28 protein-coding genes are annotated in these 22235 nt (G+C 72.6%); 12 read left to right on the plus strand and 16 right to left on the minus strand.

Annotation, left to right across the window (positions count from 1 at the left end):
- Positions 1–4: 4 nt before the first annotated feature.
- The 8 genes from EU555_RS17585 to eno form a co-directional block, all read right to left on the minus strand.
- Positions 5–613 (minus strand): Uma2 family endonuclease, encoded by a 609-nt coding sequence (locus EU555_RS17585; RefSeq protein ID WP_135416322.1) that lies wholly within the window; start codon positions 611–613, stop codon positions 5–7.
- Positions 614–621: 8 nt separating this feature from the next.
- Positions 622–906, minus strand: coding sequence for a DUF5076 domain-containing protein (locus EU555_RS17590; protein WP_135416323.1), 285 nt, complete (start codon positions 904–906; stop codon positions 622–624).
- A gap of 20 nt (positions 907–926) precedes the next feature.
- On the minus strand, positions 927–2381 hold the full coding sequence (locus EU555_RS17595; protein ID WP_135416324.1) for a pyruvate dehydrogenase complex E1 component subunit beta: 1455 nt from the start codon (positions 2379–2381) through the stop codon (positions 927–929).
- A gap of 9 nt (positions 2382–2390) precedes the next feature.
- A complete protein-coding gene (locus EU555_RS17600) occupies positions 2391–2630 on the minus strand; it encodes a hypothetical protein (protein WP_135416325.1) in 240 nt (79 codons plus the stop codon).
- A complete protein-coding gene (gene pdhA, locus EU555_RS17605) occupies positions 2627–3682 on the minus strand; it encodes a pyruvate dehydrogenase (acetyl-transferring) E1 component subunit alpha (RefSeq protein WP_135416326.1) in 1056 nt (351 codons plus the stop codon). Before pdhA ends, EU555_RS17600 begins: the two co-directional genes overlap by 4 nt.
- A gap of 121 nt (positions 3683–3803) precedes the next feature.
- Complete coding sequence (locus EU555_RS17610) at positions 3804–4115, minus strand: FtsB family cell division protein (protein WP_135416328.1); 312 nt, start codon at positions 4113–4115, stop codon at positions 3804–3806.
- A gap of 80 nt (positions 4116–4195) precedes the next feature.
- Positions 4196–5320, minus strand: coding sequence for a metallophosphoesterase (locus tag EU555_RS17615; protein ID WP_135416562.1), 1125 nt, complete (start codon positions 5318–5320; stop codon positions 4196–4198).
- A gap of 246 nt (positions 5321–5566) precedes the next feature.
- A complete protein-coding gene (gene eno / locus EU555_RS17620; protein ID WP_135416330.1) occupies positions 5567–6847 on the minus strand; it encodes a phosphopyruvate hydratase in 1281 nt (426 codons plus the stop codon).
- Positions 6848–7000: 153 nt separating this feature from the next.
- On the opposite strand from eno, the gene queF reads away from it, so the two are divergent.
- Positions 7001–7465: a preQ(1) synthase gene (queF, locus tag EU555_RS17625; RefSeq protein WP_135416332.1), complete on the plus strand. Its 465-nt coding sequence runs from the start codon at positions 7001–7003 to the stop codon at positions 7463–7465.
- 76 nt (positions 7466–7541) lie between these two features.
- On the opposite strand, the gene EU555_RS17630 is transcribed toward queF, so the two are convergent.
- The 3 genes from EU555_RS17630 to kdsA form a co-directional block, all read right to left on the minus strand.
- The gene (locus EU555_RS17630; RefSeq protein ID WP_135416334.1) at positions 7542–7877 is read right to left on the minus strand and encodes a hypothetical protein; all 336 of its coding nucleotides are present in this window, start codon (positions 7875–7877) and stop codon (positions 7542–7544) included.
- Positions 7878–8076: 199 nt separating this feature from the next.
- Entirely contained in the window at positions 8077–9252 is a 1176-nt protein-coding gene (locus tag EU555_RS17635; RefSeq protein ID WP_135416336.1) for an MFS transporter, read from the minus strand.
- A gap of 13 nt (positions 9253–9265) precedes the next feature.
- Positions 9266–10171: a 3-deoxy-8-phosphooctulonate synthase gene (kdsA, locus tag EU555_RS17640; protein WP_135416338.1), complete on the minus strand. Its 906-nt coding sequence runs from the start codon at positions 10169–10171 to the stop codon at positions 9266–9268.
- Positions 10172–10472: 301 nt separating this feature from the next.
- Between kdsA and EU555_RS17645 the strand changes: the two genes are divergently transcribed.
- Positions 10473–10940 (plus strand): DMT family transporter, encoded by a 468-nt coding sequence (locus EU555_RS17645; protein WP_167858583.1) that lies wholly within the window; start codon positions 10473–10475, stop codon positions 10938–10940.
- A gap of 7 nt (positions 10941–10947) precedes the next feature.
- Here the strand turns inward: EU555_RS17645 and EU555_RS17650 are convergent, their stop codons facing one another.
- On the minus strand, positions 10948–11154 hold the full coding sequence (locus EU555_RS17650; protein WP_135416342.1) for a hypothetical protein: 207 nt from the start codon (positions 11152–11154) through the stop codon (positions 10948–10950).
- A 395-nt stretch (positions 11155–11549) separates the two neighbouring features.
- Between EU555_RS17650 and EU555_RS17655 the strand changes: the two genes are divergently transcribed.
- The 7 genes from EU555_RS17655 to EU555_RS17685 all read left to right on the plus strand — a co-directional run bounded on the left by EU555_RS17655 (position 11550) and on the right by EU555_RS17685 (position 16952).
- A complete protein-coding gene (locus EU555_RS17655) occupies positions 11550–13091 on the plus strand; it encodes an ATPase domain-containing protein (RefSeq protein ID WP_167858584.1) in 1542 nt (513 codons plus the stop codon).
- Positions 13088–14128, plus strand: a complete 1041-nt coding sequence (locus tag EU555_RS17660) for a sensor histidine kinase (protein WP_135416344.1) — start codon at positions 13088–13090, stop codon at positions 14126–14128. The genes EU555_RS17655 and EU555_RS17660 overlap by 4 nt, the downstream gene beginning before the upstream one ends.
- A 130-nt stretch (positions 14129–14258) precedes the next feature.
- Complete coding sequence (locus EU555_RS17665; RefSeq protein WP_135416346.1) at positions 14259–14546, plus strand: GlsB/YeaQ/YmgE family stress response membrane protein; 288 nt, start codon at positions 14259–14261, stop codon at positions 14544–14546.
- A gap of 177 nt (positions 14547–14723) precedes the next feature.
- Positions 14724–15686 carry a lipoyl synthase gene (gene lipA / locus EU555_RS17670; RefSeq protein WP_135416347.1) on the plus strand — a complete coding sequence of 321 codons (963 nt, stop codon included), beginning with the start codon at positions 14724–14726 and terminating at the stop codon, positions 15684–15686.
- Positions 15687–15690: 4 nt separating this feature from the next.
- Positions 15691–16146: a type II toxin-antitoxin system RatA family toxin gene (locus EU555_RS17675; protein WP_048450163.1), complete on the plus strand. Its 456-nt coding sequence runs from the start codon at positions 15691–15693 to the stop codon at positions 16144–16146.
- A gap of 124 nt (positions 16147–16270) precedes the next feature.
- A complete protein-coding gene (locus EU555_RS17680) occupies positions 16271–16480 on the plus strand; it encodes a type II toxin-antitoxin system HicA family toxin (RefSeq protein ID WP_135416349.1) in 210 nt (69 codons plus the stop codon).
- A 31-nt stretch (positions 16481–16511) separates the two neighbouring features.
- On the plus strand, positions 16512–16952 hold the full coding sequence (locus tag EU555_RS17685; RefSeq protein WP_135416351.1) for a type II toxin-antitoxin system HicB family antitoxin: 441 nt from the start codon (positions 16512–16514) through the stop codon (positions 16950–16952).
- A 31-nt stretch (positions 16953–16983) separates the two neighbouring features.
- Here EU555_RS17685 and EU555_RS17690 read toward each other — a convergent pair whose 3' ends face one another.
- Positions 16984–18330, minus strand: coding sequence for a GDSL-type esterase/lipase family protein (locus EU555_RS17690; protein WP_135416353.1), 1347 nt, complete (start codon positions 18328–18330; stop codon positions 16984–16986).
- Between the two features lie 305 nt (positions 18331–18635).
- On the opposite strand from EU555_RS17690, the gene EU555_RS17695 reads away from it, so the two are divergent.
- Entirely contained in the window at positions 18636–19112 is a 477-nt protein-coding gene (locus EU555_RS17695) for a hypothetical protein (RefSeq protein ID WP_205820944.1), read from the plus strand.
- A gap of 126 nt (positions 19113–19238) precedes the next feature.
- The gene (locus tag EU555_RS17700) at positions 19239–19964 is read left to right on the plus strand and encodes an alpha/beta fold hydrolase (RefSeq protein WP_135416355.1); all 726 of its coding nucleotides are present in this window, start codon (positions 19239–19241) and stop codon (positions 19962–19964) included.
- Between the two features lie 92 nt (positions 19965–20056).
- Here EU555_RS17700 and EU555_RS17705 read toward each other — a convergent pair whose 3' ends face one another.
- Both EU555_RS17705 and EU555_RS17710 read right to left on the minus strand, forming a co-directional pair.
- Positions 20057–20341, minus strand: a complete 285-nt coding sequence (locus tag EU555_RS17705; RefSeq protein WP_135416357.1) for a hypothetical protein — start codon at positions 20339–20341, stop codon at positions 20057–20059.
- Positions 20342–20421: 80 nt separating this feature from the next.
- On the minus strand, positions 20422–20736 hold the full coding sequence (locus EU555_RS17710; protein ID WP_135416359.1) for a hypothetical protein: 315 nt from the start codon (positions 20734–20736) through the stop codon (positions 20422–20424).
- 132 nt (positions 20737–20868) lie between these two features.
- On the opposite strand from EU555_RS17710, the gene EU555_RS17715 reads away from it, so the two are divergent.
- Entirely contained in the window at positions 20869–21552 is a 684-nt protein-coding gene (locus EU555_RS17715) for a gamma-glutamylcyclotransferase (RefSeq protein WP_135416361.1), read from the plus strand.
- A gap of 6 nt (positions 21553–21558) precedes the next feature.
- Here the strand turns inward: EU555_RS17715 and EU555_RS17720 are convergent, their stop codons facing one another.
- A complete protein-coding gene (locus tag EU555_RS17720; RefSeq protein WP_245524356.1) occupies positions 21559–22185 on the minus strand; it encodes an HAD hydrolase-like protein in 627 nt (208 codons plus the stop codon).
- Positions 22186–22235: the final 50 nt, after the last annotated feature.

The raw sequence follows: 22235 nt of genomic DNA on the forward strand, positions 1-22235 counted from the left end.
GGATTCAGGTCTCGGCGGGAGGAGGGGCGGCCGGATCGTCAGGAGGCGAAGGTTCGATGGGGAACAGGTCGTCGAGTGGAAACGGGACGGCGTCGAAGGGCGGCAGCACCACAGCCTCGCCGCGCGCCGCGGTGCCGAGGAGCAGCCAGTGGCCGCCGGTAAGCGCGAAGCCTTCCAGCACGCCGTCGGTGGGATCGAGCAGCCAGAGATGACCGACGCCAGCCTCGGCGTAGATCCGCCGCTTCGGCCCGCGGTCGATGCGGGTCGTGGAGGGCGACAGGATCTCGCAGACCCAGTCCGGCGGGGTCTCGATGAAGGCGGCGTCCGGATCGACGGACAGGCGCGCCCGGCGCCAGCCGGCGAGGTCGGGCACCAGGACCTGCCGCCCGAAATGGAATTCGGTCCGGGGCATGAAGATCCAGCCGCCGGGACCGCCGCGCCCGCGGGAGAAGGGCGGTCCCAGCTCGCCGGCCAACGACGCGAGGGCCGCCCCGAGCCGCGGCAGCGTATGCGAATGGGTCTCCAGCCTGCCCTCGACGATCTCGGCCACGAGGTGGTCCGGCACCGCCTCGAGGTCGGCATAGGTGGCCCAACGCGGCGCCGCCTCGGCCATCGCCGGCCTCAGTTGAAGCTGTCGGGATCGAGGCTCTCGGCCTCCATCCCGGCGCGGATGCGCGCGAAGGCCTCCTCCTCGGACAGCTCGGTCTCGCGGGCATAGACCCGCGCCGCCTGGCGGGCGAGGTCGACGAGGAGCCGCCCCCAGGTGGCCGGGTCCTCGAAGGAGCGGCGCAGCGCGAAGCTCACCGCGCCGTCGACCACGGCGGCGCGCAGCACCTCGATGCCGCCATGCTCCAGGGCGTCCGGCGGGACGCCCAGCGCCTCGAAACGGGTCTCGTCCTCCGGCATGGAGTCCTCCGGCTTGCCGCTCACCGGTAGCAGACCGCCTTGGCGGCCTCGATCACCTCGGCGACGTTCGGCAGCGCGAGCTTCTCCAGGTTCGCCGCGTAGGGCATCGGCACGTCCTTGCCGGTGATGCGCAGGACCGGCGCGTCGAGGTAGTCGAAGGCGTCGACCATCAGCCGCGCGGCGATCTCGGCGCCGACGCCCGATTGCGGAAAACCTTCCTCGACGGTGACGCAGCGGCCGGTCTTCTTCACCGACTCCACCACGGTCTGCGAGTCCATCGGCCGGATGGTGCGCAAATCGATCACCTCGGCGCTGATCCCGGCCTCGGCGAGCTCCTGGGCGGCCTTGAGGGCGTAGGTCATGCCGATGCCGAACGACACGATCGTCACGTCACGCCCCTCGCGGTGGACCTTCGCCTTGCCGATCGGCACCGTGAAGTCGTCGAGCTTCGGCACCGGGAAGGACTGGCCGTACAGGATCTCGTTCTCGAGGAAGACCACCGGGTTCGGGTCGCGGATGGCGCTCTTGAGCAGGCCCTTCGCGTCGGAGGCGGTGTAGGGCATCACGACCTTCAGGCCCGGCACGTTGGAGTACCAGGCGGCGTAGTCGTGGCTGTGCTGGGCGGCGACGCGTGCCGCCGCGCCGTTCGGGCCGCGAAAGACGATCGGGCAGCCGAGCTGGCCGCCCGACATGTAGAGGGTCTTGGCCGCCGAGTTGATGATCTGGTCGATCGCCTGCATGGCGAAGTTGAAGGTCATGAACTCGACGATGGGCTTGAGGCCCGTGAACGCCGCGCCGACGCCGACGCCGGCGAATCCATGCTCGGTGATCGGGGTGTCGACGACGCGCTTCGCACCGAATTCCTGCAACAGGCCTTGCGTGATCTTGTAGGCGCCCTGGTACTCGGCGACCTCCTCGCCCATCACGAAGACGCTGCCGTCCCGGCGCATCTCCTCGGCCATCGCGTCGCGCAGGGCCTCGCGGACGGTCTGGGTCACCATCTCGGTGCCCTCGGGGATCTCGGCCATCGCCGGATCCTGGCCGCGGCTGGCGACCACCGCGGGCGCGGCGGGCGTCGCCACCGGCTGGTCGTCCCCGGTCTTGGCGGCCGGGGCGGGGCGCTCGGCCTGGCCTTCGGCCTGCATGTCGGGGGCGGGCGCCTTCTGGCCCGCCTCGCCGTCGCCCTTGCCGTTGGGCTTCGCCCCCCCGGCCTGGACGCCCTTCGGATCCTCGCCCTCCTCGGCGAGCACCGCGATCGGGGTGTTGACCGCGACGTTGTCGGTGCCGTCGGCGACCAGGATCTTGGCGAGCACGCCCTCGTCGACCGCCTCGACCTCCATCGTCGCCTTGTCGGTCTCGATCTCGGCCAGGATGTCGCCGGCCTTGACCGGGTCGCCCTCCTTCTTGAGCCACTTCGCGAGCTTGCCCTGCTCCATGGTGGGCGAGAGGGCGGGCATCAGGATGTCGGTCGCCATGATCTGTCGCTACGCCAATTCGAGGATGCCGCGGCCGGATATCGTGGTCGGCTTCAGAACTCCTTGCTGTCGGAGTTCGTTAGCTGCCCACCGAGCTTCATATTGCCATTTATAGAAGAAGTCTCCGGCCGATCGAAGACTTCCCTCGTGATTATCCCAGATGAACTTTGCCACCTGAATAAGGTTGGCCTTGCCGCCGTAGTGATGCACGGCGGCCTCAACGATTGGAACAAGATCTTCGCGGGTCAACGTGAAGGCTCAAGCAGGATGTCGGTCCAGAGCTCGGAGGGATCCGGCTCGGGGTCGCTGGTGGCGAAGTCGGCCGATTCGTTCACGATCTCCCGCACCTTGGCGTCGACCGCCTTGATCTCGTCCTCCGGCACCTTGTGGGGCCCGAGGAGACGCTTGCGGACCTGCTCGATGGGATCGGATTCCTCGCGCATCCGGGCGACCTCGTCCTTCGTCCGGTACTTGGCCGGGTCCGACATCGAGTGGCCGCGGTAGCGGTAGGTCTGCATCTCGAGGATGTAGGGGCCCTCGCCGTCGCGGGCATGCGCGATGGCCCGCCGCGCCGCCTCGCGCACGGCGCGCACGTCCATGCCGTCGACCTGCTCGCCCGGGATGCCGAAGGAGACGCCGCGCTTCGAGAAGTCGGTCTGGGCCGAGGCCCGCGAGACCGAGGTGCCCATGGCGTAGCGGTTGTTCTCGATCACGTAGACCACGGGCAGCTTCCACAGCTGCGCCATGTTGAAGCTCTCGTAGACCTGGCCCTGGTTGGCCGCACCGTCGCCCATGTAGGTCAGGCTGACGGCGCCGTCGCCGCGGTACTTGTTGGCGAAGCCGATGCCGGTGCCGAGCGACACCTGGGCGCCGACGATGCCGTGGCCGCCATAGAAATTCTTCTCGCGGGAGAACATGTGCATCGAGCCGCCCTTGCCGCGGGAATAGCCCCCCCGGCGGCCGGTGAGCTCCGCCATCACGCCCTTCGGCTCCATGCCGCAGGCCAGCATGTGGCCGTGGTCGCGGTAGCCGGTGATGACCTGGTCGCCGTCCTTCGAGGCCATCTGGACCCCGACCACCACCGCCTCCTGGCCGATATAGAGGTGGCAGAACCCGCCGATCAGGCCCATGCCGTAGAGCTGGCCGGCCTTCTCCTCGAAGCGGCGGATCAGCAGCATCTCGCGGTAGGCGTGCAGGTCCTCGTCGCGGCTGAAGGCCGGCACGTTCGAGGCAGAGGGCGGCGGGACCGCCTTCTCGCGGGCCTTGTCGCTCCCGCGGCGCGCCTCTTTCGCGGCATCCATCGGCACCCTCCCGGCTGCTACCCTTGTGGGAGAGTTCTTAGGGCAGGCGGGGGTGCAAATCGAGCGCCTTGGGCGCAAAAGCCGCCGCGGCGGCGGGCTTGGCCCCAAGGGACCGACGGCGTCAGGGGGTGATGATGACGACGTCGTTCGGGTGGACGCGGCCGAGCACGACCCGGGCCCGCTCCTCCAGGAGGTCGCGGTCGATCTGGTCGCTGCGCAGAAGCGCCACGCGCCGCTCCCACTCGACCCGGTCGGCCTTGGTGGCGTCGAGCTCCTGCTGCAGGGTGTAGGCCTGGATCTTCAGCGCCCGCTTGGCCTGGAGCCCGCGGCTGCCGTTCTCGGCCTCGTGCAGGAAGTAGCCGACCACGAGGATCGACACGGCGTAAAGGCCGAGCGGCAACAGGATGGCACGGGCGCGGCGACGGACTACCATGCGGGGGAGCATGGGGCGGGAGGGTTAAGGAAGGCGTAAGGCGCGCCGGCCTCGCGCCGCGCCGCCTCGACGGACGGGCGTCACGCCCGGGGCGCCGCCCGCAGGGTGAAGCGCGTCATCTCGGACGGACGCCCGAGCCGGAGCGCGAAGCCGGGCCAGATCCCGGTCCCGTTGCCGACGTAGAGGGTCATGCCGCCGACCTCGTAGCGCCCCGACACGAAGCCGTTGTTGCCCCGCGCCACCAGCCGGTCGAGGCCGAGGATCATGCCGCCGTGGGTGTGGCCGGAGAGCTGGAGCGCGACGCCGCGGGACGCCGCCCGCTTCGCGGCCCTCGGCTGGTGGTCGAGGAGCACGACCGGCGCGCCGGTCGGGGCACCCGCGAGCGCCGCCGCGAGGTCGGGCCCGGCCTCGCCGGCGCCCGGCGCCGAGGCGTCGGTGACGCCGGCGAGCACGAGGCGGGCCTCGGCCCGGGCGATCACCGCGTGGGCGTTCGGCAGCATCCGCAGGCCGAGGCCGGCGAGGTGGCGCATCCAGGCCCGATAGTCGAAGAAGTACTCGTGGTTGCCGGGGATCGCCCAGACCCCGTCCGGCGCCCGCAGGTCGCGCAGCGGCGCGACGTCGTCCCGGCGCATCGCCACCGAGCCGTCGATGAAGTCGCCGGTGACGACGATCAGCGCGGCGCCGGCCGCGTTGGCGCGCGCGACCACGGCCCGGGCCCAGGATGCCGGGAAGAGGCGGCCGAGGTGGAGGTCGGTGAGCTGGAGCAGCCGGTAGCCGTCGAAGGCCGGCGGCAGGCCCGGGATCGCGACCTCCACGTCCCGGACCGGCGGCACGCGCACGGCATTGGCGACGCCGAGCGCGGCGAGCAGCACCGCGAGCCCGGCCGCCGCGAGGCGCAGGGTGTCCGGGATCGCGACCGCGCCGCCCTGGACCAGGGCGGCGGCCAGGGCGCCGAGGTCGAGCGCGGCCTGCAGCGCGGCGAGGAGCAGGATCGCCCCGAACGCCCCGTTGAGCGCGAGGACGACCGGGCGCGGGAACTCGGGCGCGAAGACCGAGCCGGAGGAGAGCCGGTTCCAGAGGTGGAACTGCGAGGCGGCGAGCAGCAGCACCGCGAGGGCGGCCTTGCCCCAGAGCGGCAGCGCGAGAGGAGCGAGCCAGCGGAGGATCACGTACGCGCAGGGCGTCGCGAAGATGAGGTGGACGATGGTCGGTCTCCTGTCGCCGGAGGTCCGGCCGGGAACACCCGTCCCCGCACCCGTCGTCGCCGCGCGGACCGGCGAGGCTCCCGGCCCGGGCAGGAGTTCTCCCGCCGGGCGACGCCGACGCGGCCGGCCTTGCGACGGACCGATCGGGCAGGGGGCGACGGGACAGGATCGGTCGCTGCGGTCTCGGTCAGGCCGCTCCACGCCCGTGCGGGCGCGATCCCGCACGGGCTGGTCACCGGCGGCGGATCAGCCGACCTTCAGCGCGCCGCGCCCGAGGTAGCGGGCCTGGCTTCCGAGGCCCTCCTCGATGCGGATCAGCTGGTTGTACTTCGCCAGTCTGTCCGAACGGGCGAGGGAGCCGGTCTTGATCTGCCCGCAATTCGTCGCGACGGCGAGGTCCGCGATGGTGGCGTCCTCGGTCTCGCCGGAGCGGTGCGACATCACGGCGGTGTAGCCGGCGCGGTGGGCCATGTCGACGGCGGCCAGGGTCTCGGTCAGCGAGCCGATCTGGTTGACCTTCACCAGGATCGAGTTCGCCGTGCCCTTGGCGATCCCCTCCGACAGGCGCGCGACGTTGGTCACGAACAGGTCGTCGCCGACGAGCTGGCAGCGGTCGCCGACCGTGTCGGTGAGCGCCTTCCAGCCGGCCCAGTCGTCCTCGGCCATGCCGTCCTCGATCGACAGGATCGGGTAGGAATCGACGAGCTTGGCGAGGTAGGCGGCCTGGGCCTCCGGGTCGCGGGTCTGGCCCTCGCCCTCGTAGACGTAAGCACCGTTCTTGAAGAACTCGGTGGCGGCGCAGTCGAGCGCGATCACGATGTCGCGGCCCGGCTCGAAGCCGGCGGCGCGGATCGAGTCCATCACGAAGTCGAGCGCCGCCTCGGCCGAGGGGAGGTTGGGGGCGAAGCCGCCCTCGTCGCCGACATTGGTGTTGTGGCCGGCCTTCTTCAGGGCGCCCTTAAGGGTGTGGAAGACCTCGGCGCCCCAGCGCACCGCCTCGGCGAGCGAGTCGGCGCCCACCGGCATGATCATGAATTCCTGGAAGTCGATCGGGTTGTCGGCGTGCGCCCCGCCGTTGATGATGTTCATCATCGGCACCGGCAGGATCCGTGCTGGCGTGCCGCCGACGTAGCGGTAGAGCGGCAGGCCCGAGGCCTCGGCGGCGGCCTTGGCGACGGCGAGCGAGACGCCCAGGATCGCGTTGGCGCCGAGCCGCGCCTTGTTCGGCGTGCCGTCGAGCTCGATCATCGCCTCGTCGATGGCGGCCTGCTCCTCGGCGTCCATCCCCCCGACGGCGTCCAGGATCTCGCCGTTGACGGCCTCGACGGCCTTCAGCACGCCCTTGCCGCCGTAGCGGGTCTTGTCGCCGTCGCGCAGCTCCACCGCCTCGTGCGCGCCGGTCGAGGCGCCCGACGGGACGGCGGCGCGGCCGAAGGAGCCGTCCTCCAGGAGGACGTCGACCTCGACGGTGGGATTGCCCCGGCTGTCGAGGATCTGGCGGGCGGCGATGTTGGTGATCGCGGTCATGAGAGGGATCTCTCGGGCAGGCTTTGAGGGTCGCGCGGCTTATCGGCCAAGTCGCCGCCTGCGGCAAGCCGCCCGAGGGTGGTACCGGGGAAGGCGCCCGCGGGTTGCCCTGCGCAGGTTTCGCGCGGGCCCGCGCGGGGCTATAGGGCGGCCATGACTCAGGACCTGACCCAGCATGCCCGGCAGCTCGGGCAGCCGAGCGCCCAGCCGCGCTCGCCCGACGAGGCCCAGCTCGACCGCGTGCCGAACCCGCACCCGGACACCGATTACTGCGCCCGCTTCACCGCGCCGGAATTCACCTCGCTCTGCCCGGTGACCGGCCAGCCCGACTTCGCCATCCTGGTGATCGACTACGTGCCGGACCGGTGGCTCGTCGAGTCGAAGTCGCTGAAGCTGTACCTGCACAGCTTCCGCGATCACGGCGCCTTCCACGAGGACTGCACCGTCGGGATCGGACGCCGGCTGACCGCGCTGCTCGAACCGCGGTATCTCCGCATCGGCGGCTACTGGTACCCGCGCGGCGGCATCCCGATCGACGTCTTCTGGCAGACCGGGACGCCGCCGGCCTCGGTCTGGCTTCCGGACCAGGGCGTGCCGCCCTACCGCGCAAGAGGCTGACGGCAGGGGCTGACGGATACGAGAAGGGCGGCCGGGTCGCCCCGGCCGCCCTCCCGGAACCCGGGTCCGGTCGATCTCAGTAGCCGTAGCCGTAGGCCGGGGCCGGAGCGCCGTAATAGCCATAGCCATAGCCGTAGCCGTTGCGGCGGGCCGCGTCGGCCGCCGCCGCAGCGCCGATCGCGCCCACGGCGGCACCCGCGATGCCGAGGCCGACCGCCGCGCCGGGGGAGATGCCGCGGCGGCGGGCGCCGTAGGCGTAGGGCCGGCCGGCATAGCCGCGGCCATAGCCGTGGCCGTGGCCGTGGCCGTAATGGCCGCCGCGCCAGCCCTGGGCCTGGGCCTGGGAGGGGGCGACGGTCGACAGGGTGCCGAGGGCGACGGCGAGGGCCGGGATGAGGGCGAGCTTGCGCATCGTTGATCTCCTGCTTGAGTCAAGCCAAGTGACCCAGGCAACGGGCGCGGGCCGTCAAGGTTCCCGCAATCGTTCCGCCCGGGTCCGCCGCCTTGCACGGCGCGGGGCAGGGCCCCGGCGGCCGGAGCGCCGCGGCGTGACTGGCGCTGTTCCTGGCGGCTGGCGCCTGAACTCCGGCTGAACTTCGGAAGACCGGCCGTCAGCCCTGACGGGCGAGGCGCCGGGCGGTGACGAGGCCCAGCGCGAGGGTCGCGGCGGCGCAGACGCCCAGGGCCGGCAGCTGGCCCAGGGCCTCAAGGCCGGCGCCCAGCACCGCGACGCCGAGGGCCTGGCCGCAGAAGAACGAGAAGGCGTGCAACGCCACCGCCGAGGCCCGGGCCTGCGGCGCGACCTCGGTCACCTGCACCTGGTAGGTGTTGTGCAGCATGTAGAAGCCGAGGCCCAAAGCCGCGAGGGCGGCCGCGTCGGTCTGCCAGGCCCCCGCCAGGCCGACGACCAGGAGGGCGCCCGCAGAGACGGCGCCGCCCGCCACCAGCATCCGGGTCTGGCCGAGGAAGCGCAGGAGCAGCCCGACGGCGAGGGAGTAGGCGAGCCCCCCGGCGGCGAAGCCCGCGAGCGCGAGCCCCGCCTCCCTGGGGCCCCCTTCGCCGCGGGCCTCGATCAGGTGGGCGAGGTGCGGGAAGATGCCGAACACCGCGATCCCCTCGACGAAGACCGCACAGAACAGCACCCGGGCCCGGGGGGTGCGCAGGATGGTGCGGTAGCGCGCCAGCGCCGGCGCGAAGGCGAAGCGGCCGCCGGCGGCGCGCAGGCGCCGGGCGAAGCCCAGGACGACGCCGGCGAGGCCCACCGCCCCGACCCCCGCGGCGAGGCAGAACACCCCGCGCCAGCCGATCAGGCCCTCGATCAGCCCGGCGATGGTGGAGCCGGAGAGCTGGCCGAGGATCACCGCCACGAGGAAGCGGCCGATCGCCACCTGCCGCCGCTCCAGCGGGATGCGGTCGCCCATCATGGCGAGCGAGAGCGGGATCACCCCGCCGGCCGCCGCGCCCGCGAGCATGCGCAGGCCGAACAGGGTGCCGATGTCGCCGGCGACCGCGCAGGCCCCGAGCGCCAGGGTCAGCACGACCAGGCAGGCCACCACCACCCGCTCCTTGCCGAGCGCGTCGCCGACCGGCCCGAGCACCGGCTGGATCAGCGCGTAGGGCAGCGCGAAGGCGGTGGAGAGGAGCGCGACGGTGGCGGGCGGGCTCGCCAGGTCCCGGGCGAGCACGCCGACCAGCGGCTCGACCACGCGGCCCGCGAAGGTGCTGGCGAAGCCCCCGGTGGCCAGGACGGCGATCAGGCGGGAGGGCGAGTCGCTGGCGGCCCGCATCGTCGCCGCCCCGTCAGCCGCCGGCCTCGTCCGATGATCGCGCCTTGGCGAGGGAGTCCTTGGCCATCGACCCCTTGGCCAGCCGGTCGAAGGCCTGGAGCTCGGCCAGGAGCGCCGGCATCCGGCGCAACGGCACCATGTTCGGCCCGTCGGAGGGCGCCCGGTCGGGATCCTCATGGGTCTCGATGAACACGCCCGCGACGCCCACCGCCACCGCGGCCCGGGCCAGCACCGGCACGAATTCGCGCTGGCCGCCGGAGGTGGCGCCCTGGCCGCCGGGCTGCTGCACCGAGTGGGTGGCGTCGAACACCACCGGCAGGCCGCCGCTCACCTGCGCCATGATCGGCAGGGCGCGCATGTCCGACACGAGCGTGTTGTAGCCGAAGGAGGCGCCGCGCTCGGTCAGCAGCACGTTGGGGTTGCCGGCCCCGGTGATCTTGGCGGCCACGTGGGCCATGTCCCAGGGGGCGAGGAACTGCCCCTTCTTGACGTTGACCACCCGGCCGGTCGCGGCCGCCGCCAGCAGCAGGTCGGTCTGCCGGCACAGGAAGGCCGGGATCTGCAGGATGTCGACGGCCTGGGCCGCCTCGGCGCAGTGCGCGGCCTCGTGCACGTCGGTGACGACCGGGAGCCCCAGGCTCTCGCGGATCTCCGCGAAGATCGGCAGGGCCTGGGCGAGACCGATGCCGCGGCTCGACCCGGCGGAGGTGCGGTTGGCCTTGTCGAACGAGGACTTGAACACGAGGCCGAGGCCCAGTGCGCCCGTCATCTCCTTGAGGGCGGCGGCGACCTCGAGGGCGTGGCCGCGGCCCTCCAAGGCGCAGGGGCCGGCGATCAGGCTCAGCGGCAGGTGGTTGCCGAAGCGGACGGAGCCGGCCGCGACGGTGACGGGGGCGGGCGAGGGGGAGTGAGTCGGCATGGCGCTCCGAGCCGTAGCGGGTTTCGGCGGGCGCGGGAAGGTGTGGGGGTTGCGCCGTCGCTGTCCCGCGCCCGTGGGGACCATCCCGGGACGCCGCCGACCCGGCTCGCCGCTCACGATGCCGGCGGAGCGGGTTTCCGGTCACGCGTGAAACGATGGCCGAGAACCTCCGCTTGGTTTCACAGATACGGTGTTTCAAATATTTGACAATCGTCCATCATGAGGGATGATCGTGGCCCGACAGGAGCCGCACCATGCCAGACCGTTCCGACAGCTCGCCCGGCCTCGCGGGCCCCGCCCGATGACCGGCGCGGCTCTCCTCTGCCTCGTCGCGGGCGCGGCGCTCGTGGTGCAGAACGCCCTGATGGGCGCCATGGCGGCGCGGGGGGCCGGCCTGACGGGGGCGCTCCTGTGCAACTCCCTGGTCGGGCTGTCGCTGCTCGGCCTCGTCGAGGCCTGGCGCAGCGGTCCCGGCTTCCCGCTGCGCCTGATCGAGCGGGCGGAGCCGTGGTTCCTGCTGCCGGGGCTGCTCGGCACGCTGTTCGTGGCGGCGAGCCTCTACGGCTACCGCCAGCAGGGCGCCACCGTCACGGTGGCGCTGGTGGTGGCGGGCCAGCTCGCGGCGGGGATCGCCGGCGACGCGGCCGGGCTGACCGGCCGGCGGGTCGGGGTGAACCCGGACTCGTCCCTCGGCTGGGAAACCTGGCTCGGGGCCGCGCTGCTGCTCGCCGGCGCGGTCCTGATCCTCCGGGGGCGGGGGCCGGCGTAGCGCCCCGTCAGCCCCGGACGCCCCGGGGCGCATCGGCGGCGGTGGCCGCCGCCGCGAGGCCGTCCGGCGCAGGCCCGGGGCCGAGCAGGTTCACGGCCACGTGCAGGCCGATGGCCGGTCCGAAGACCAGGGCCAGCATGAGAAGCAGCACGATCACGACGCTGCGGTCGCGGGTGGCGGCGGCGCGGCGGGCGCGCGTCGTCATCAGGGTCATGGCTCACCTCGTTCGACCGGCCGCATCGGCGCCGGTCGCGGGCGAGCCCGATCAGCGATCAGGCGCGGGTCACGCGGGGCGGCACCGAGGCGGCGCGGTCCGTCGACTACTGTCGCTGGGCATGGGGGATGAAGGCTTCCGGTGATGCCGCGCGCGGCCGACTCGTCGGACGCGCACAGACCAGGGCGAGATGCGCGCGAACCCCCGCCGCGTCAAGATGGCGACGCGCTTTTTCCCCTGCTGCGGCGGCCGGAACACGACCCTGCCCCGCGCCTTACCCCTTTGTTCTCGACGCATTTCTTTGCCACAAGCCGGATCGTCGGCGGCCCAGAGGGGCCGGCGCCGCCGCTCCGCGACCCGCCCGCCGCCCGAGTCCGCTTCCGAAGTCCGATCACATGCCCGACACCGTGCCCGATCCCGTGCTTCCGCCCCCCGACGACGCCGCCCCGGTCCCGACCGGCGTGCCGGGCCTCGACTACATCCTGGAGGGGGGCTTCGCCGCCAACCGCGCCCACCTGGTCGAAGGGCGGCCGGGCTCCGGCAAGACGACGCTCGCGCTGCAGTTCCTCCTCGACGGGGCGCGGCTGGGCGAGCGCTGCCTCTACATCACCCTCTCGGAGAGCCGGCGCGAGCTCGCTTCGGTCGCCGCCCGCCACGGCTGGTCCCTCGACGGCGTCGAGATCTTCGAGCTCGTGCCGCCCGAGCTCAGCCTCGACCCGCGCCAGCAGCAGAGCCTCGTCCACTCCTCCGACCTCGAGCTCGGCGAGACGGTGCGGCTGGCCATCGCGGAGATCGACCGGGTCAAGCCGCAGCGCGTGGTGTTCGACAGCCTGTCGGAGATCCGCCTCCTGTCCCAGGGGTCGCTGCGCTACCGCCGCCAGGTGCTGGCGCTCCGCAGCTACCTGCTCATCCACGACACCACCGCGCTCCTCCTCGACGACCTCACCGCCGAGCAGGACGACCTCAACCTCCACAGCCTCTGCCACGCGGTGATCCAGCTCGAGCAGCTGGCCCCCCTCTACGGCGGCGAGCGCCGGCGCCTGCGGGTGATCAAGATGCGCGGCACGCGCTTCCGCGGCGGCTATCACGACTTCGTGATCCGCCGCGGCGGCCTCACGGTCTTCCCGCGCCTGATCGCGGCCGAGCACGGCCACGCCTATCCCGCCGACCGGCTCGGCAGCGGCAACCACGGTCTCGACGCGCTGCTCGGCGGCGGGCTCGACCGGGGCACCAGCACGATGCTGCTCGGCCCCTCCGGCGTCGGCAAGTCCTCGACGGCGCTCGCCTACGTGACGGCCGCGCTCGCGCGCGGCGAGCGCGGCCTGATCCTGAGCTTCGACGAGCCGATCGGGATCCTGACGCGGCGGGCCGCCGGCCTCGGCATGGACATCGCGGCGGCGATGGCGGAGGGCCGCCTGCGGGTCGAGCAGATCGACCCGGCGGAGGTCTCGCCCGGGGAGCTCGCCGCGATGGTGCGCCACGCCGTGGAGCACGACGATGTGCGGCTGGTGCTGATCGACTCGCTCACCGGCTACCACAACGCCATGCCGGGCGAGCAGTACCTGCTGCTGCAGATGCACGAAATCCTGACCTACCTGAACCAGCAGGGCGTGACGACGCTGCTCGTCCTGGCCCAGCACGGGCTGGTCGGCCAGATGTCGGCGGCGGTCGATCTGACCTACCTCAGCGACACCGTGATGCTGTTTCGCTTCTTCGAGGCAGACGGGCACTTGCGCCGGGCGGTGTCGGTGGTGAAGAAGCGGGTGGGCCCGCACGAGGACACAATCCGGGAACTTCGGATCGACGGCGACGGTTTGCGTGTCGGCGCGCCGCTCACCGGGTTCCGGGGCATCCTGACGGGCGTGCCGAGCTACCGCGGCCACGAGCTGGTCGAGGAGGGGGGGCCGGCGGGATCTGCCGAATCGGGACAGCCATGAGAGAGAGCGATCCCCCGGTCCTGATCCTCGCCCCCGCCGGGCGCGACGCCGCGGTGGCGAGCAGCATCCTGTCGGAGGCGGGCCTGCGGGCGGAGGTCTGCGGCGACCTGCCGGGCCTCGTCGCGCGGCTCGACGCCGGCAGCTGCGCGGTCCTGACCGAGGAGGCCCTGCGCGCCTCGGACCGGCACGGGCTCGCCGCCTATCTCGCCGGGCAGGAGCCGTGGTCGGACTATCCCTTCGTGCTGCTCACCCTGCGGGGCACCCCGCCGGACCCGCGGCTGATGGAATCCCTCGGCAACGTCACCCTGCTCGAGCGGCCGTTCCACCCCGCCACCCTGGTCACCGCCACCCGCTTCGCCGTGCGGGCTCGGCGGCGCCAGCGCGAGGCCGCGTCCTTCCTGAACGAGCGCCAGCAGACGGCCGAGCGCCAGGCCCTGCTGATCCGCGAGCTGCACCACCGGGTGAAGAACACGCTCGCCACCGTGCAGGCGCTGCTCGGCGCCTCGGCCCGCGGCGCCACCAGCGTCGACGAGTTCTACCAGGGTTTTTCCGCCCGGGTGATCTCGCTCGCCAAGACCCACAACCTCCTGACCGAGGATTACTGGCAGATGGCCTCGCTCCAGGAGATGCTGGAGAACGAGCTCGGCCCCTACAACGACGAGGCCGGCCGGCGCATCGCGCTCAAGGGGCCGACGGTCGAGCTCACCGCCGACCTCGCGGTGCCGACCGGCATGGCGATCCACGAACTGACCACCAACGCCGCCAAGCACGGCGCCCTCTCGGTGCCCGAGGGGCGGATCACCGTGGCCTGGGACGTCGACCAGGGCGAGACCGGGCGCCGCCTGCGCCTGGACTGGACCGAGCGCGGCGGCCCCCGCACCACGACCCCGACCCGCAAGGGCTTCGGCTCGACCCTGCTGCAGCGGGTGCTGACCATGCAGTGCGGGGCCGACATCCGCTTCGACTTCAAGCCGACCGGCCTGCACTTCCGCATGGAGGCGCCGCTGGTGGAGCACCGGACGGTGCCGCACTACTGAGAGCGTACCGGCGGGCTTTCCGCTTGGTCAGGGGCTGCGCCGCGCCGGCCTGGTGCAACGCGGCGACGCCTCCCCATCTATGCTATGCGCCGCGCAACGGCCGCGGCGGCAGCCATCACAGGGGAACCACATGGACGGTCACGTGTACGGAGCGCTCGGGCAGCCGGGCGTCGGCTTCCTGATGGCCATCGTCATCGGGGCGCTGGCGGGCTGGCTGGCGGAGCGCTTCATGAACTCCAACATGGGCCTTCTCGGCAACATCGTGCTCGGGATCATCGGCGGCGTGGTCGGCAACTTCCTGGCGGCGCAGTTCCACATCCCGATCTTCGGGTTCTGGCGCAACCTCTTCTCCGCCACCATCGGGGCGGTCCTGATCATCGCGGTGGTGCGGGCGGTCCGGGGCGAGCGGAGCTACTGACGCTCCGGGATCGCGACGTCCGGGCGAATCGGGCCCTCGCGTCATGCACGGCGCGCCGCGCGGCGGCGCGTCACGCCCCATTTGCCCCCGCGGCCCGGACATCTTAAGTCACCTCTGCGCCGCGAGAAGGTTCGCGGCCGCCTCCGCGTCTCGAGACCCCCTGCCGCCTCGGATCCCATGGCCGTCGTCCTCGATCTTCTGCGCAACGACCAGCGCCCGCGCCACCCGGAGAAGGCGCACCGGCCCGACCAGCCGATCCTGCGCAAGCCGGACTGGATCCGCGTCAAGGCGCCGGGCTCGCCGAAATGGGCCGAGACGAACGCCATCGTGCGCGAGAACAAGCTCGTCACGGTGTGCGAGGAGGCGGGCTGCCCCAATATCGGCGAGTGCTGGGAGAAGAAGCACGCCACCTTCATGATCATGGGGGACACCTGCACCCGGGCCTGCGCGTTCTGCAACGTGCGCACCGGGATGCCGGAGGCCCTCGATACGGCCGAGCCCGAGCGGGTGGCCGAGGCCGTGGCCAAGCTCGGCCTGCACCACGTCGTCATCACGTCCGTCGACCGCGACGACCTCAAGGACGGGGGCGCAGGCCATTTCGCGGCGGTGATCGGGGCGATCCGGCGCCTGAGCCCCGCGACCACCGTCGAGATCCTGACCCCCGACTTCCTGCGCAAGGACGGCGCCCTGGAGGTCGTGGTGGCGGCGCGCCCCGACGTGTTCAACCACAACCTCGAGACCGTGCCGTCGAAATACCTGACGGTGCGCCCGGGCGCCCGCTACTTCCACTCGATCCGCCTGCTGCAGCGGGTCAAGGAACTCGATCCGACCATCTTCACCAAGTCCGGGATCATGGTGGGCCTCGGCGAGGAGCGCAACGAGGTGCTCCAGCTGATGGACGACCTGCGCTCGGCCGAGGTCGACTTCCTGACCATCGGCCAGTACCTGCAGCCGACCAAGAAGCACCACCCGGTGCTGGCCTTCGTGACGCCGGACGCGTTCAAGGCCTACGAGACCACGGCCTACGCCAAGGGCTTCCTGCTCGTCTCGGCGACGCCGCTCACCCGCTCCTCCCACCATGCCGGCGAGGATTTCGCCCGGCTCAAGCAGGCCCGGCTCGACCGGCTGGGGACCGTCTGACCCGATGCCGAGCTTCCGCACCACCCGCACCGTCCGCCACAGCCCGACGGAGATGTTCGACCTCGTCGCCGATGTCGAGCGCTACCCGGAGTTCCTGCCGCTCTGCGACTCGCTCCGGGTGCTGCGCCGGCAGGAGGGCGAGGACGGCACCGAGACCCTGGTCGCCGACATGGGCGTCGGCTACAAGGCGATCTCGGAGCACTTCACCACCCGGGTCCGCCTCGACCGCCCGAACCTGAAGATCCTGGCCGAGTACATCGACGGCCCGTTCCGCCACCTCGAGAACCGCTGGACGTTTCGCGAGGCCCCGAACGGCGGCTGCACGGTCGAGTTCTTCATCACCTACGAGTTCAAGAGCCTGGCGCTGGGGCTCCTCATGGGCAAGATGTTCGACCGGGCGTTCCGCAAGTTCACCGACGCGTTCGAGAGCCGGGCGGACCGGTTGTACGCCAGGGCGTGAGGCTCAACTTTCAGAACCGGGCGGAGAAGTCGATGCGGCCTTCGTGAGAAGGTCGCGCCACGCTGCAAACGCTTGCGGAGATCGGCCTTCGTGCGTATCAATGCGCATCGACTGAGGTTCGACGATGCCGCGCGTCCATCACTCCCATCGGGTGCGGGATCTGCTCAGGGCTCTCGCAGATGATGGGTGGGTTGAGGCACGGACGGGCCCGGGCGATCACGTGCAGTTCAAGCATCCGACGAAACCGGGACGCGTTTCCGTCGATACCGGCCGTCGCGAACTGCCGACCGGCACGCTGCGCAACATCTACCGGCAGGCGGGCTGGACGTGGTGAGCAACCCGCCTATCGAACAGGAGACGCCGTCATGACGAAGGTGGTCATGCTGATCCACGGCGAGCCCGGCAATTACGGCGCCTCGTTTCCGGACTTCCCCGGCGCAACGACCGGCGCCGACGACCTCGATACGCTCTACGACAAGGCCGCCGAGATGCTGGCTTTCCACGTCGGCGGGATGATCGAGGACGGTCTCGAGGTGCCGCTGGTCCGCTCGCTCGATGCCCTGCGGGACGATCCTCTGTTCCGGGAGGACGCCGCCGACGGCATGGTGGGCATCCTCGACGTCGACCTCCCGGGAAAGACCGTGCGGGTCAATCTGACGATGAACGAGAGCGACCTGCGCCGGATCGACCGCGCGGCGGCGGCGGCGCACGAGACCCGCTCGGGCTGGCTCGTCCGAGCGGCCAACGCCCAGCTTCGCGGAGCGAGCCGGGCTCCGGGCGAGGAGCATCACGCTGCGAAGCGCTGATGCCCCGCCCGATTATCCAAGGCGAGCCCTTCTACCGCCCCGGCAGCACCACCCCGGGATCGATCCCGCTCCCCATCGCCACGTAGCCCGCCCGGTTCGGGTGCAGCCGGTCGCCCTTGCCGCCGGTCGTGCTCTCCGGAACCATCTCGGGGCGCAATCCCCCGGTCGCCGGGTCGAGGGTCGCGGCATCGAAATCGACCACGGCGTCGAACAGCCCTGAGTCGCGGATGAAGGCGTTGAGGCCGCGGCGCTTCTCGTCCTGCTCGGGATGGCCGTGGGCGGGGCTGGAGCTGCCCTTGGCCGAGGTGAGGGTGGCGCCGATCACCCGCACGCCCGGGATGCGGGCGCGCAGGCGGGCGACGCCCTCGCGCATCCCGGCCTGCACCGCTTCGAGCGAGGCCTCGCCGTTGCGGCTGAAGTCGTTGACGCCTTCGAGCCAGATCACGCTGGCGATGCCCGACAGCCCGATCACGTCGCGGTCGAGCCGGGACAAGGCCGAGGGACCGCCCGGGAAGGGCTTCCGGGGGCCGTACTCCGACGGGCCGACCACCTGGTTGCCGCCGATGCCGGCATTGACCACCGCGACCCGGTTGCCGAGCGTCGCGTGCAGGCGGCGCGACAGCACGTCGGGCCAGCGGTCGTCGCCGTTCATCGTCGAGGCGGTGCCGTCGGTGATCGAATCGCCGAAGGCGACCACGACCGGGGTTGGCGCGCTCACCGCCATGTCGACGGCGTCGAGGAAGAACCACGAGGCGGTGGAGTACGGGAAAGCCGCCTCGCCCTCCTCGCTGCCGCGGGCGCCGGCGCCAGGCGCCGTGGCGTAGGAGGTCTGCAGCGCCTTGGCGTGCCAGGTCATCGGCCCGCTTGGCCCCACGACGTGGAGCGAGACCGCGAGCTTGCGCCCGGCGAGCAGCGGATTGTCCGGGTCGGCCGCGAAGGGCAGGGCGACCGGGTCCGACCACGCCTCGCCCCCGGGCGGGACCGTCACCTTGTCCTGGCCGGAGAACCGCACCGGCCGGTTCGTCCCCGGCACCAGGGCCGCGCCGCCGAGCTGCAGCCCGGCATGGACGCCGTCGAGGGTGAGGGGTTGCGTCCCGAAGGCGTTGGAGATCCTGAGGCGCGCCTCGCGGCCCCACACGTCCGGCCGCAGCACCAGCCGCAGGGTCTGGTCGCGGGCGCCCTCGGCCGGGTTCGGGAAGGCGAAGCTCTGGTCGGGCTGGGCTGAGGGGTTGCCGACCGGATAGGGGCCCTGGACCGAGCCGGTCCAGGCGGTCGCCCAGCGGCGAGCCTCCTGTGCCCGAACCTCCTGCGCCCGGGCCGGCGCGGCCCACAGGATCCCGAGACAGATCGCGGCCACGGCCGCATCGCGCCAGCGCATCGACACTCCTCCCCGACTCACGGGCGCCGTTGCCGCGCCCCTGGCGACAGGGAGAGCATGCCGACCGGAAAATCGCCAGTCCGTGCGCGCGCAATGTGCGCTGGAGCACGCCGGAGACCGCAGCCCGCGCCTACCGTCGGGCCACCTCGCGAGGTCCCGATGCCGCCGCAGATCGTCCGGCGATCGGCCGCGGCGTTTTCGTCCTGCCGCGACCCTCCCCAACGACCCGCCCCTTCGCGACCCGGCCCCCCTCGGCCGCCTCCGCGAGGCTCCGGAGTCCCACCCTGCCCGAAGGGGGTGCTCGAATGACCCATCCGTGGCCCCATCACCACACCGACGGCTCGGTCCACTACACCCATTGCTGGCCCGAGACGGTCGAGGCCCTGCCGGCCTCCGGCCACCCGAGACTCGACTGGCGCCGCCGCCTGCGCGGCGCCGCCGGCATGGTCGGCGCGTCCGGCCTCGCCGCGGCGGCGGTCTGGTTCGCCGTCCTGTGCGACCCCACGATCTCCCGCGCCGCGCTGCCGCCTTCCGCCGACGTCTGCACCAATGCCGGCCACACGGTGCGGGTCTGGTTCGACGCCGAGACCGCGCGCCGCGCCCGGGTCGCCGCGTCACCCCACCAGCACGCCTTCAACAGCATGCTGCTGTGGTACCGCGCGGCCGAGGGCAAATGCGCCGCCGGGCGCACCCAGGAGGCGGTCCGCAGCTTCCAGGCCCTCGAGCGGATGATCGCCGGCTTCGAGGCGAACCGCGAGGACCGGGACGAGCGCGGGAGCTGAAGCCCGGGACGCCCGATCCCGGGCGTCGTGAGTCTCTTGCCGCGTAGGTCTCTTGCCGCGTGACTCTCTTGCGCCACGCCGCCGTTCGCGCTTGGCTCCGCCGGCGACGACGAGAAGGGCTTCGAGATGAGCGACGGGCTGACCTTCGTGCTGGTGCACGGTGCCTGGCATGGCGGCTGGTGCTGGGTGCGGGTCGCCGAGCTCCTTCGGGCGCAGGGCCACCGGGTCTTCGCCCCGACCTGCACCGGCCTCGGCGAGCGGGCCCATCTCCTCTCCCGCGATATCACCCTCGACACCTTCGTGCACGACGTCGCCGGGGTGATCGCGGCGGAGGAGCTGACCGACGTCGTGCTGGTCGGGCATTCCTTCGGGGGCCTGGCGATCAGCGGCGTCGCGGAGCGCATGCCGGAGCGGCTGCGCCACCTCGTCTATCTCGACGCGCTGATCGCGGAAGCCGGCCGCGCGCCCTTCGACGGGCTGCCGCCCGAGGTCGTGGCGGCCCGCCGCCGCGCCGCCGCCGAATCGAGCGGGGGCCTGAGCCTGCCGCCGCCCTCGGCCGAGGCCTTCGGGGTCCTCGACCCGGCGGACGCCGCCTGGGTGGCGCGGCGCCTGACCCCGCATCCCCTGAGCACCTACGAGAGCCCGCTGCCGATCCGCGGCCCGGTCGGCAACGGCCTGCCGCGCACCTATGTCGACTGCACCGCGCCGTCCTACGCCACCCTCGACCGCGTCAAGGACTGGGTGCGGCGCCAGCCCGGCTGGGGCTGGCGCGACCTCGCCACCGGCCACGACGCCATGGTGAGCGCCCCCGGCCCGCTCGCCCGCCTCCTGGTCGAGCTCGGCGGCGGCTGAGCCTCGGGTCGTCCTCAGGATGGCGGTCGGTCAGGCCATCGTCGAGGGCCTTGGTCATCGTCACGATGGCCTTGGTCATCGTCACGAGGGCGTCAGGCCATCGTCACCAGGGTGCGGCCGGGATCGATCTCGATCAGCCGCAGGCCGAAGCTGCGGCCCTCCTGCGCCTCCCAGTCGGCCAGGACGGCGTTGACCCGCTCCGGCCCGTCCTCGGCCAGGGTGCGGCTGCCGACCGGCTCCTCGATGGCGTGCCGGATCTCGTCCCTCAGCCGCGAGCGCGCCGCGCCCTCGGCGGGACCAGCGGCGTCGCAATAGGCCGTGACGATCTGCTCCGACAGGGCGTCGATCACGGCCTGGTTCACGGAGGTCATGCCCATGCTGCGCTCTCCCGTTCGGCGGGGCCATGCCCCTGGAACAGGACCAACGCGGCCGGGGCCGAGCGGTGCCGTAGCCCGGATCAGCCGGCCTGCTGCTGGCCGGCGGCGCGGTGGGCCGCGAGGGTCACGACCTCGGCTTTGGGCGCCTCGCCCTTCGGGGTCTGGCCCATCATGAAGATCACCGGGTTGCGCGGCATGTAGCCGGGATTGCGGCGCAGGTTGAGGAGCGGCTGCAGCTCCACCGCGGTCAGGTCCTTGGGCGTGGCGTCGCGCCAGACATGGCCCGGGGAGGCCGCGCGGGCGAAGGGCCACCAGGACCGACGCTGGGTCTCGACCTGGAGGACGAGCTTACCGGTCAGGGTCTTGCGGAAATTGAAGCGACCCGTGATGGCCATGACGCGCCCTCCATTCCCGGACAACCTGGACCCGCGCGGTCAAGCGCGGCACTACCATGGACCGGCCACGCTTGGGAGGAAAGCCGAAAGGCTTACCGCCACGCTGCCGCATCCAAGGGACTAACGGTTGCGATGCCCAAACGCTCCCTCGCCCTCAACGCCGCGCTGATCGCCCGGGCCCATCCGCGCCCGGTCACCGACGACGGCCGCGCCATGCCGCTGATGGGCGAGGCGGAGGCCGACGCGCGCCTCGACGCGGCCTTGGCGGAGAAGCCCGGCGACCCGGACGCCCTGTGGCTGTTCGCGTACGGCGCCCTGATGTGGCGGCCGGAATTCCCGTTCGGGGAGCGGCGCGAGGCCCGGGTGCGGGGCTGGCACCGCCGCTTCTGCCTGTGGCAGCAGGGGTTTCGCGGCACGCCGGACTGTCCCGGCGTGATGCTGGCCCTCGACCGGGGCGGGCAGTGCCGCGGCCTCGCCTACCGGCTCGCCGGCGACGACCTGCGGGCGGCCCTGCGCCCGGTCTGGCGGCGGGAGATGCGCGGGCGCGGCTACGCGGCGCGCTGGCTCACCGCCGAGACGGCGGAGGGCCCGGTGCCGGCCCTCGCCTTCGTGGCCGACCGGGCCGGCCCGCGCTACGCCGGCCGGCTCACGGATGCCGAGATCGCCGAGCGGATCGCGGCGGCCTGCGGCCCCATCGGCCCGAGCGCCGAGTACCTCCTCAACACGGTGGCGGCCTGCGAGGCGATGGGCATCCGCGACCGTCACCTCTGGGCGATGCAGGCGCGGGTGGCCGAGCGCCTGGCGGAATGCGGGTGACCGGGATCACGCCGCCCGGGCGGCGGGCAGGAGCGCGGCGGCCACCGCCTCGGGGGTGGGAAACAGGTGGGCCGGACCCGCGGCCGCCAGGGCCTCGGCCCGGGTATAGCCCCAGGTGACCGCCCCGAAGGCGAGGCCGGCCCTCGTCGCGGCGTCGTGGTCGCGCAACTCGTCGCCGAGGCACAGCACCCGCGCGGGCGGCAGGCCGCTTCCCCGCGCCACCGCACGGAACCGCCGCGCCTTCCCGAACACCGCCGCGCCGCAGGCGTAGCGGTCGATCAGGCCGGCGCTCTCCGGCCCGAGCACCCGGCGCACCACGTCCTCGCGGTTCGAGCTGACGAGGGCGAGCGCGACCCCGCCGACCCGCAGGCGGGCGAGCAGGGCGGGGATGCCCGGGAAGAGGCCAAGGTCCCCGGCGTCGCGGGCGGCCAAGACGCGCATGTGGCGGGCGATCAGCGGCAGCTTCCAGCCCGGCACGTCCAGGCGCCGCAGCACCGCCCGGGCGTCCAGCGCCCGCAGGCCCTCGACCTCGTGCGCGGCCGGCCGGCGGAAGCCGTAGCGGTCGGCGACGCCGGGCAGCACGCGGGCGAACCACGGGAAGGTGTCGGCGAGGGTGCCGTCGAAGTCGAGGATGACGAGCCGGTAGGGCGGGCCATCCTGGCCCGTGAGCGAGCTGACGAGCG

Source organism: Methylobacterium nonmethylotrophicum (assembly GCF_004745635.1).
Taxonomy (GTDB): domain Bacteria; phylum Pseudomonadota; class Alphaproteobacteria; order Rhizobiales; family Beijerinckiaceae; genus Methylobacterium; species Methylobacterium nonmethylotrophicum.

Coding starts and splice junctions, on each gene's coding strand:
- EU555_RS17585 (WP_135416322.1), bottom strand. CDS start 613: ATGGCCGAGGCGGCGCCGCGTTGGGCCACCTATGCCGACCTCGAGGCG.
- EU555_RS17590 (WP_135416323.1), bottom strand. CDS start 906: ATGCCGGAGGACGAGACCCGTTTCGAGGCGCTGGGCGTCCCGCCGGAC.
- EU555_RS17595 (WP_135416324.1), bottom strand. CDS start 2,381: ATGGCGACCGACATCCTGATGCCCGCCCTCTCGCCCACCATGGAGCAG.
- pdhA (WP_135416326.1), bottom strand. CDS start 3,682: ATGGATGCCGCGAAAGAGGCGCGCCGCGGGAGCGACAAGGCCCGCGAG.
- EU555_RS17610 (WP_135416328.1), bottom strand. CDS start 4,115: ATGGTAGTCCGTCGCCGCGCCCGTGCCATCCTGTTGCCGCTCGGCCTT.
- eno (WP_135416330.1), bottom strand. CDS start 6,847: ATGACCGCGATCACCAACATCGCCGCCCGCCAGATCCTCGACAGCCGG.
- queF (WP_135416332.1), top strand. CDS start 7,001: ATGACTCAGGACCTGACCCAGCATGCCCGGCAGCTCGGGCAGCCGAGC.
- EU555_RS17630 (WP_135416334.1), bottom strand. CDS start 7,877: ATGCGCAAGCTCGCCCTCATCCCGGCCCTCGCCGTCGCCCTCGGCACC.
- EU555_RS17635 (WP_135416336.1), bottom strand. CDS start 9,252: ATGCGGGCCGCCAGCGACTCGCCCTCCCGCCTGATCGCCGTCCTGGCC.
- kdsA (WP_135416338.1), bottom strand. CDS start 10,171: ATGCCGACTCACTCCCCCTCGCCCGCCCCCGTCACCGTCGCGGCCGGC.
- EU555_RS17645 (WP_167858583.1), top strand. CDS start 10,473: ATGACCGGCGCGGCTCTCCTCTGCCTCGTCGCGGGCGCGGCGCTCGTG.
- EU555_RS17650 (WP_135416342.1), bottom strand. CDS start 11,154: ATGACCCTGATGACGACGCGCGCCCGCCGCGCCGCCGCCACCCGCGAC.
- EU555_RS17655 (WP_167858584.1), top strand. CDS start 11,550: ATGCCCGACACCGTGCCCGATCCCGTGCTTCCGCCCCCCGACGACGCC.
- EU555_RS17660 (WP_135416344.1), top strand. CDS start 13,088: ATGAGAGAGAGCGATCCCCCGGTCCTGATCCTCGCCCCCGCCGGGCGC.
- EU555_RS17665 (WP_135416346.1), top strand. CDS start 14,259: ATGGACGGTCACGTGTACGGAGCGCTCGGGCAGCCGGGCGTCGGCTTC.
- lipA (WP_135416347.1), top strand. CDS start 14,724: ATGGCCGTCGTCCTCGATCTTCTGCGCAACGACCAGCGCCCGCGCCAC.
- EU555_RS17675 (WP_048450163.1), top strand. CDS start 15,691: ATGCCGAGCTTCCGCACCACCCGCACCGTCCGCCACAGCCCGACGGAG.
- EU555_RS17680 (WP_135416349.1), top strand. CDS start 16,271: ATGCCGCGCGTCCATCACTCCCATCGGGTGCGGGATCTGCTCAGGGCT.
- EU555_RS17685 (WP_135416351.1), top strand. CDS start 16,512: ATGACGAAGGTGGTCATGCTGATCCACGGCGAGCCCGGCAATTACGGC.
- EU555_RS17690 (WP_135416353.1), bottom strand. CDS start 18,330: ATGCGCTGGCGCGATGCGGCCGTGGCCGCGATCTGTCTCGGGATCCTG.
- EU555_RS17695 (WP_205820944.1), top strand. CDS start 18,636: ATGACCCATCCGTGGCCCCATCACCACACCGACGGCTCGGTCCACTAC.
- EU555_RS17700 (WP_135416355.1), top strand. CDS start 19,239: ATGAGCGACGGGCTGACCTTCGTGCTGGTGCACGGTGCCTGGCATGGC.
- EU555_RS17705 (WP_135416357.1), bottom strand. CDS start 20,341: ATGGGCATGACCTCCGTGAACCAGGCCGTGATCGACGCCCTGTCGGAG.
- EU555_RS17710 (WP_135416359.1), bottom strand. CDS start 20,736: ATGGCCATCACGGGTCGCTTCAATTTCCGCAAGACCCTGACCGGTAAG.
- EU555_RS17715 (WP_135416361.1), top strand. CDS start 20,869: ATGCCCAAACGCTCCCTCGCCCTCAACGCCGCGCTGATCGCCCGGGCC.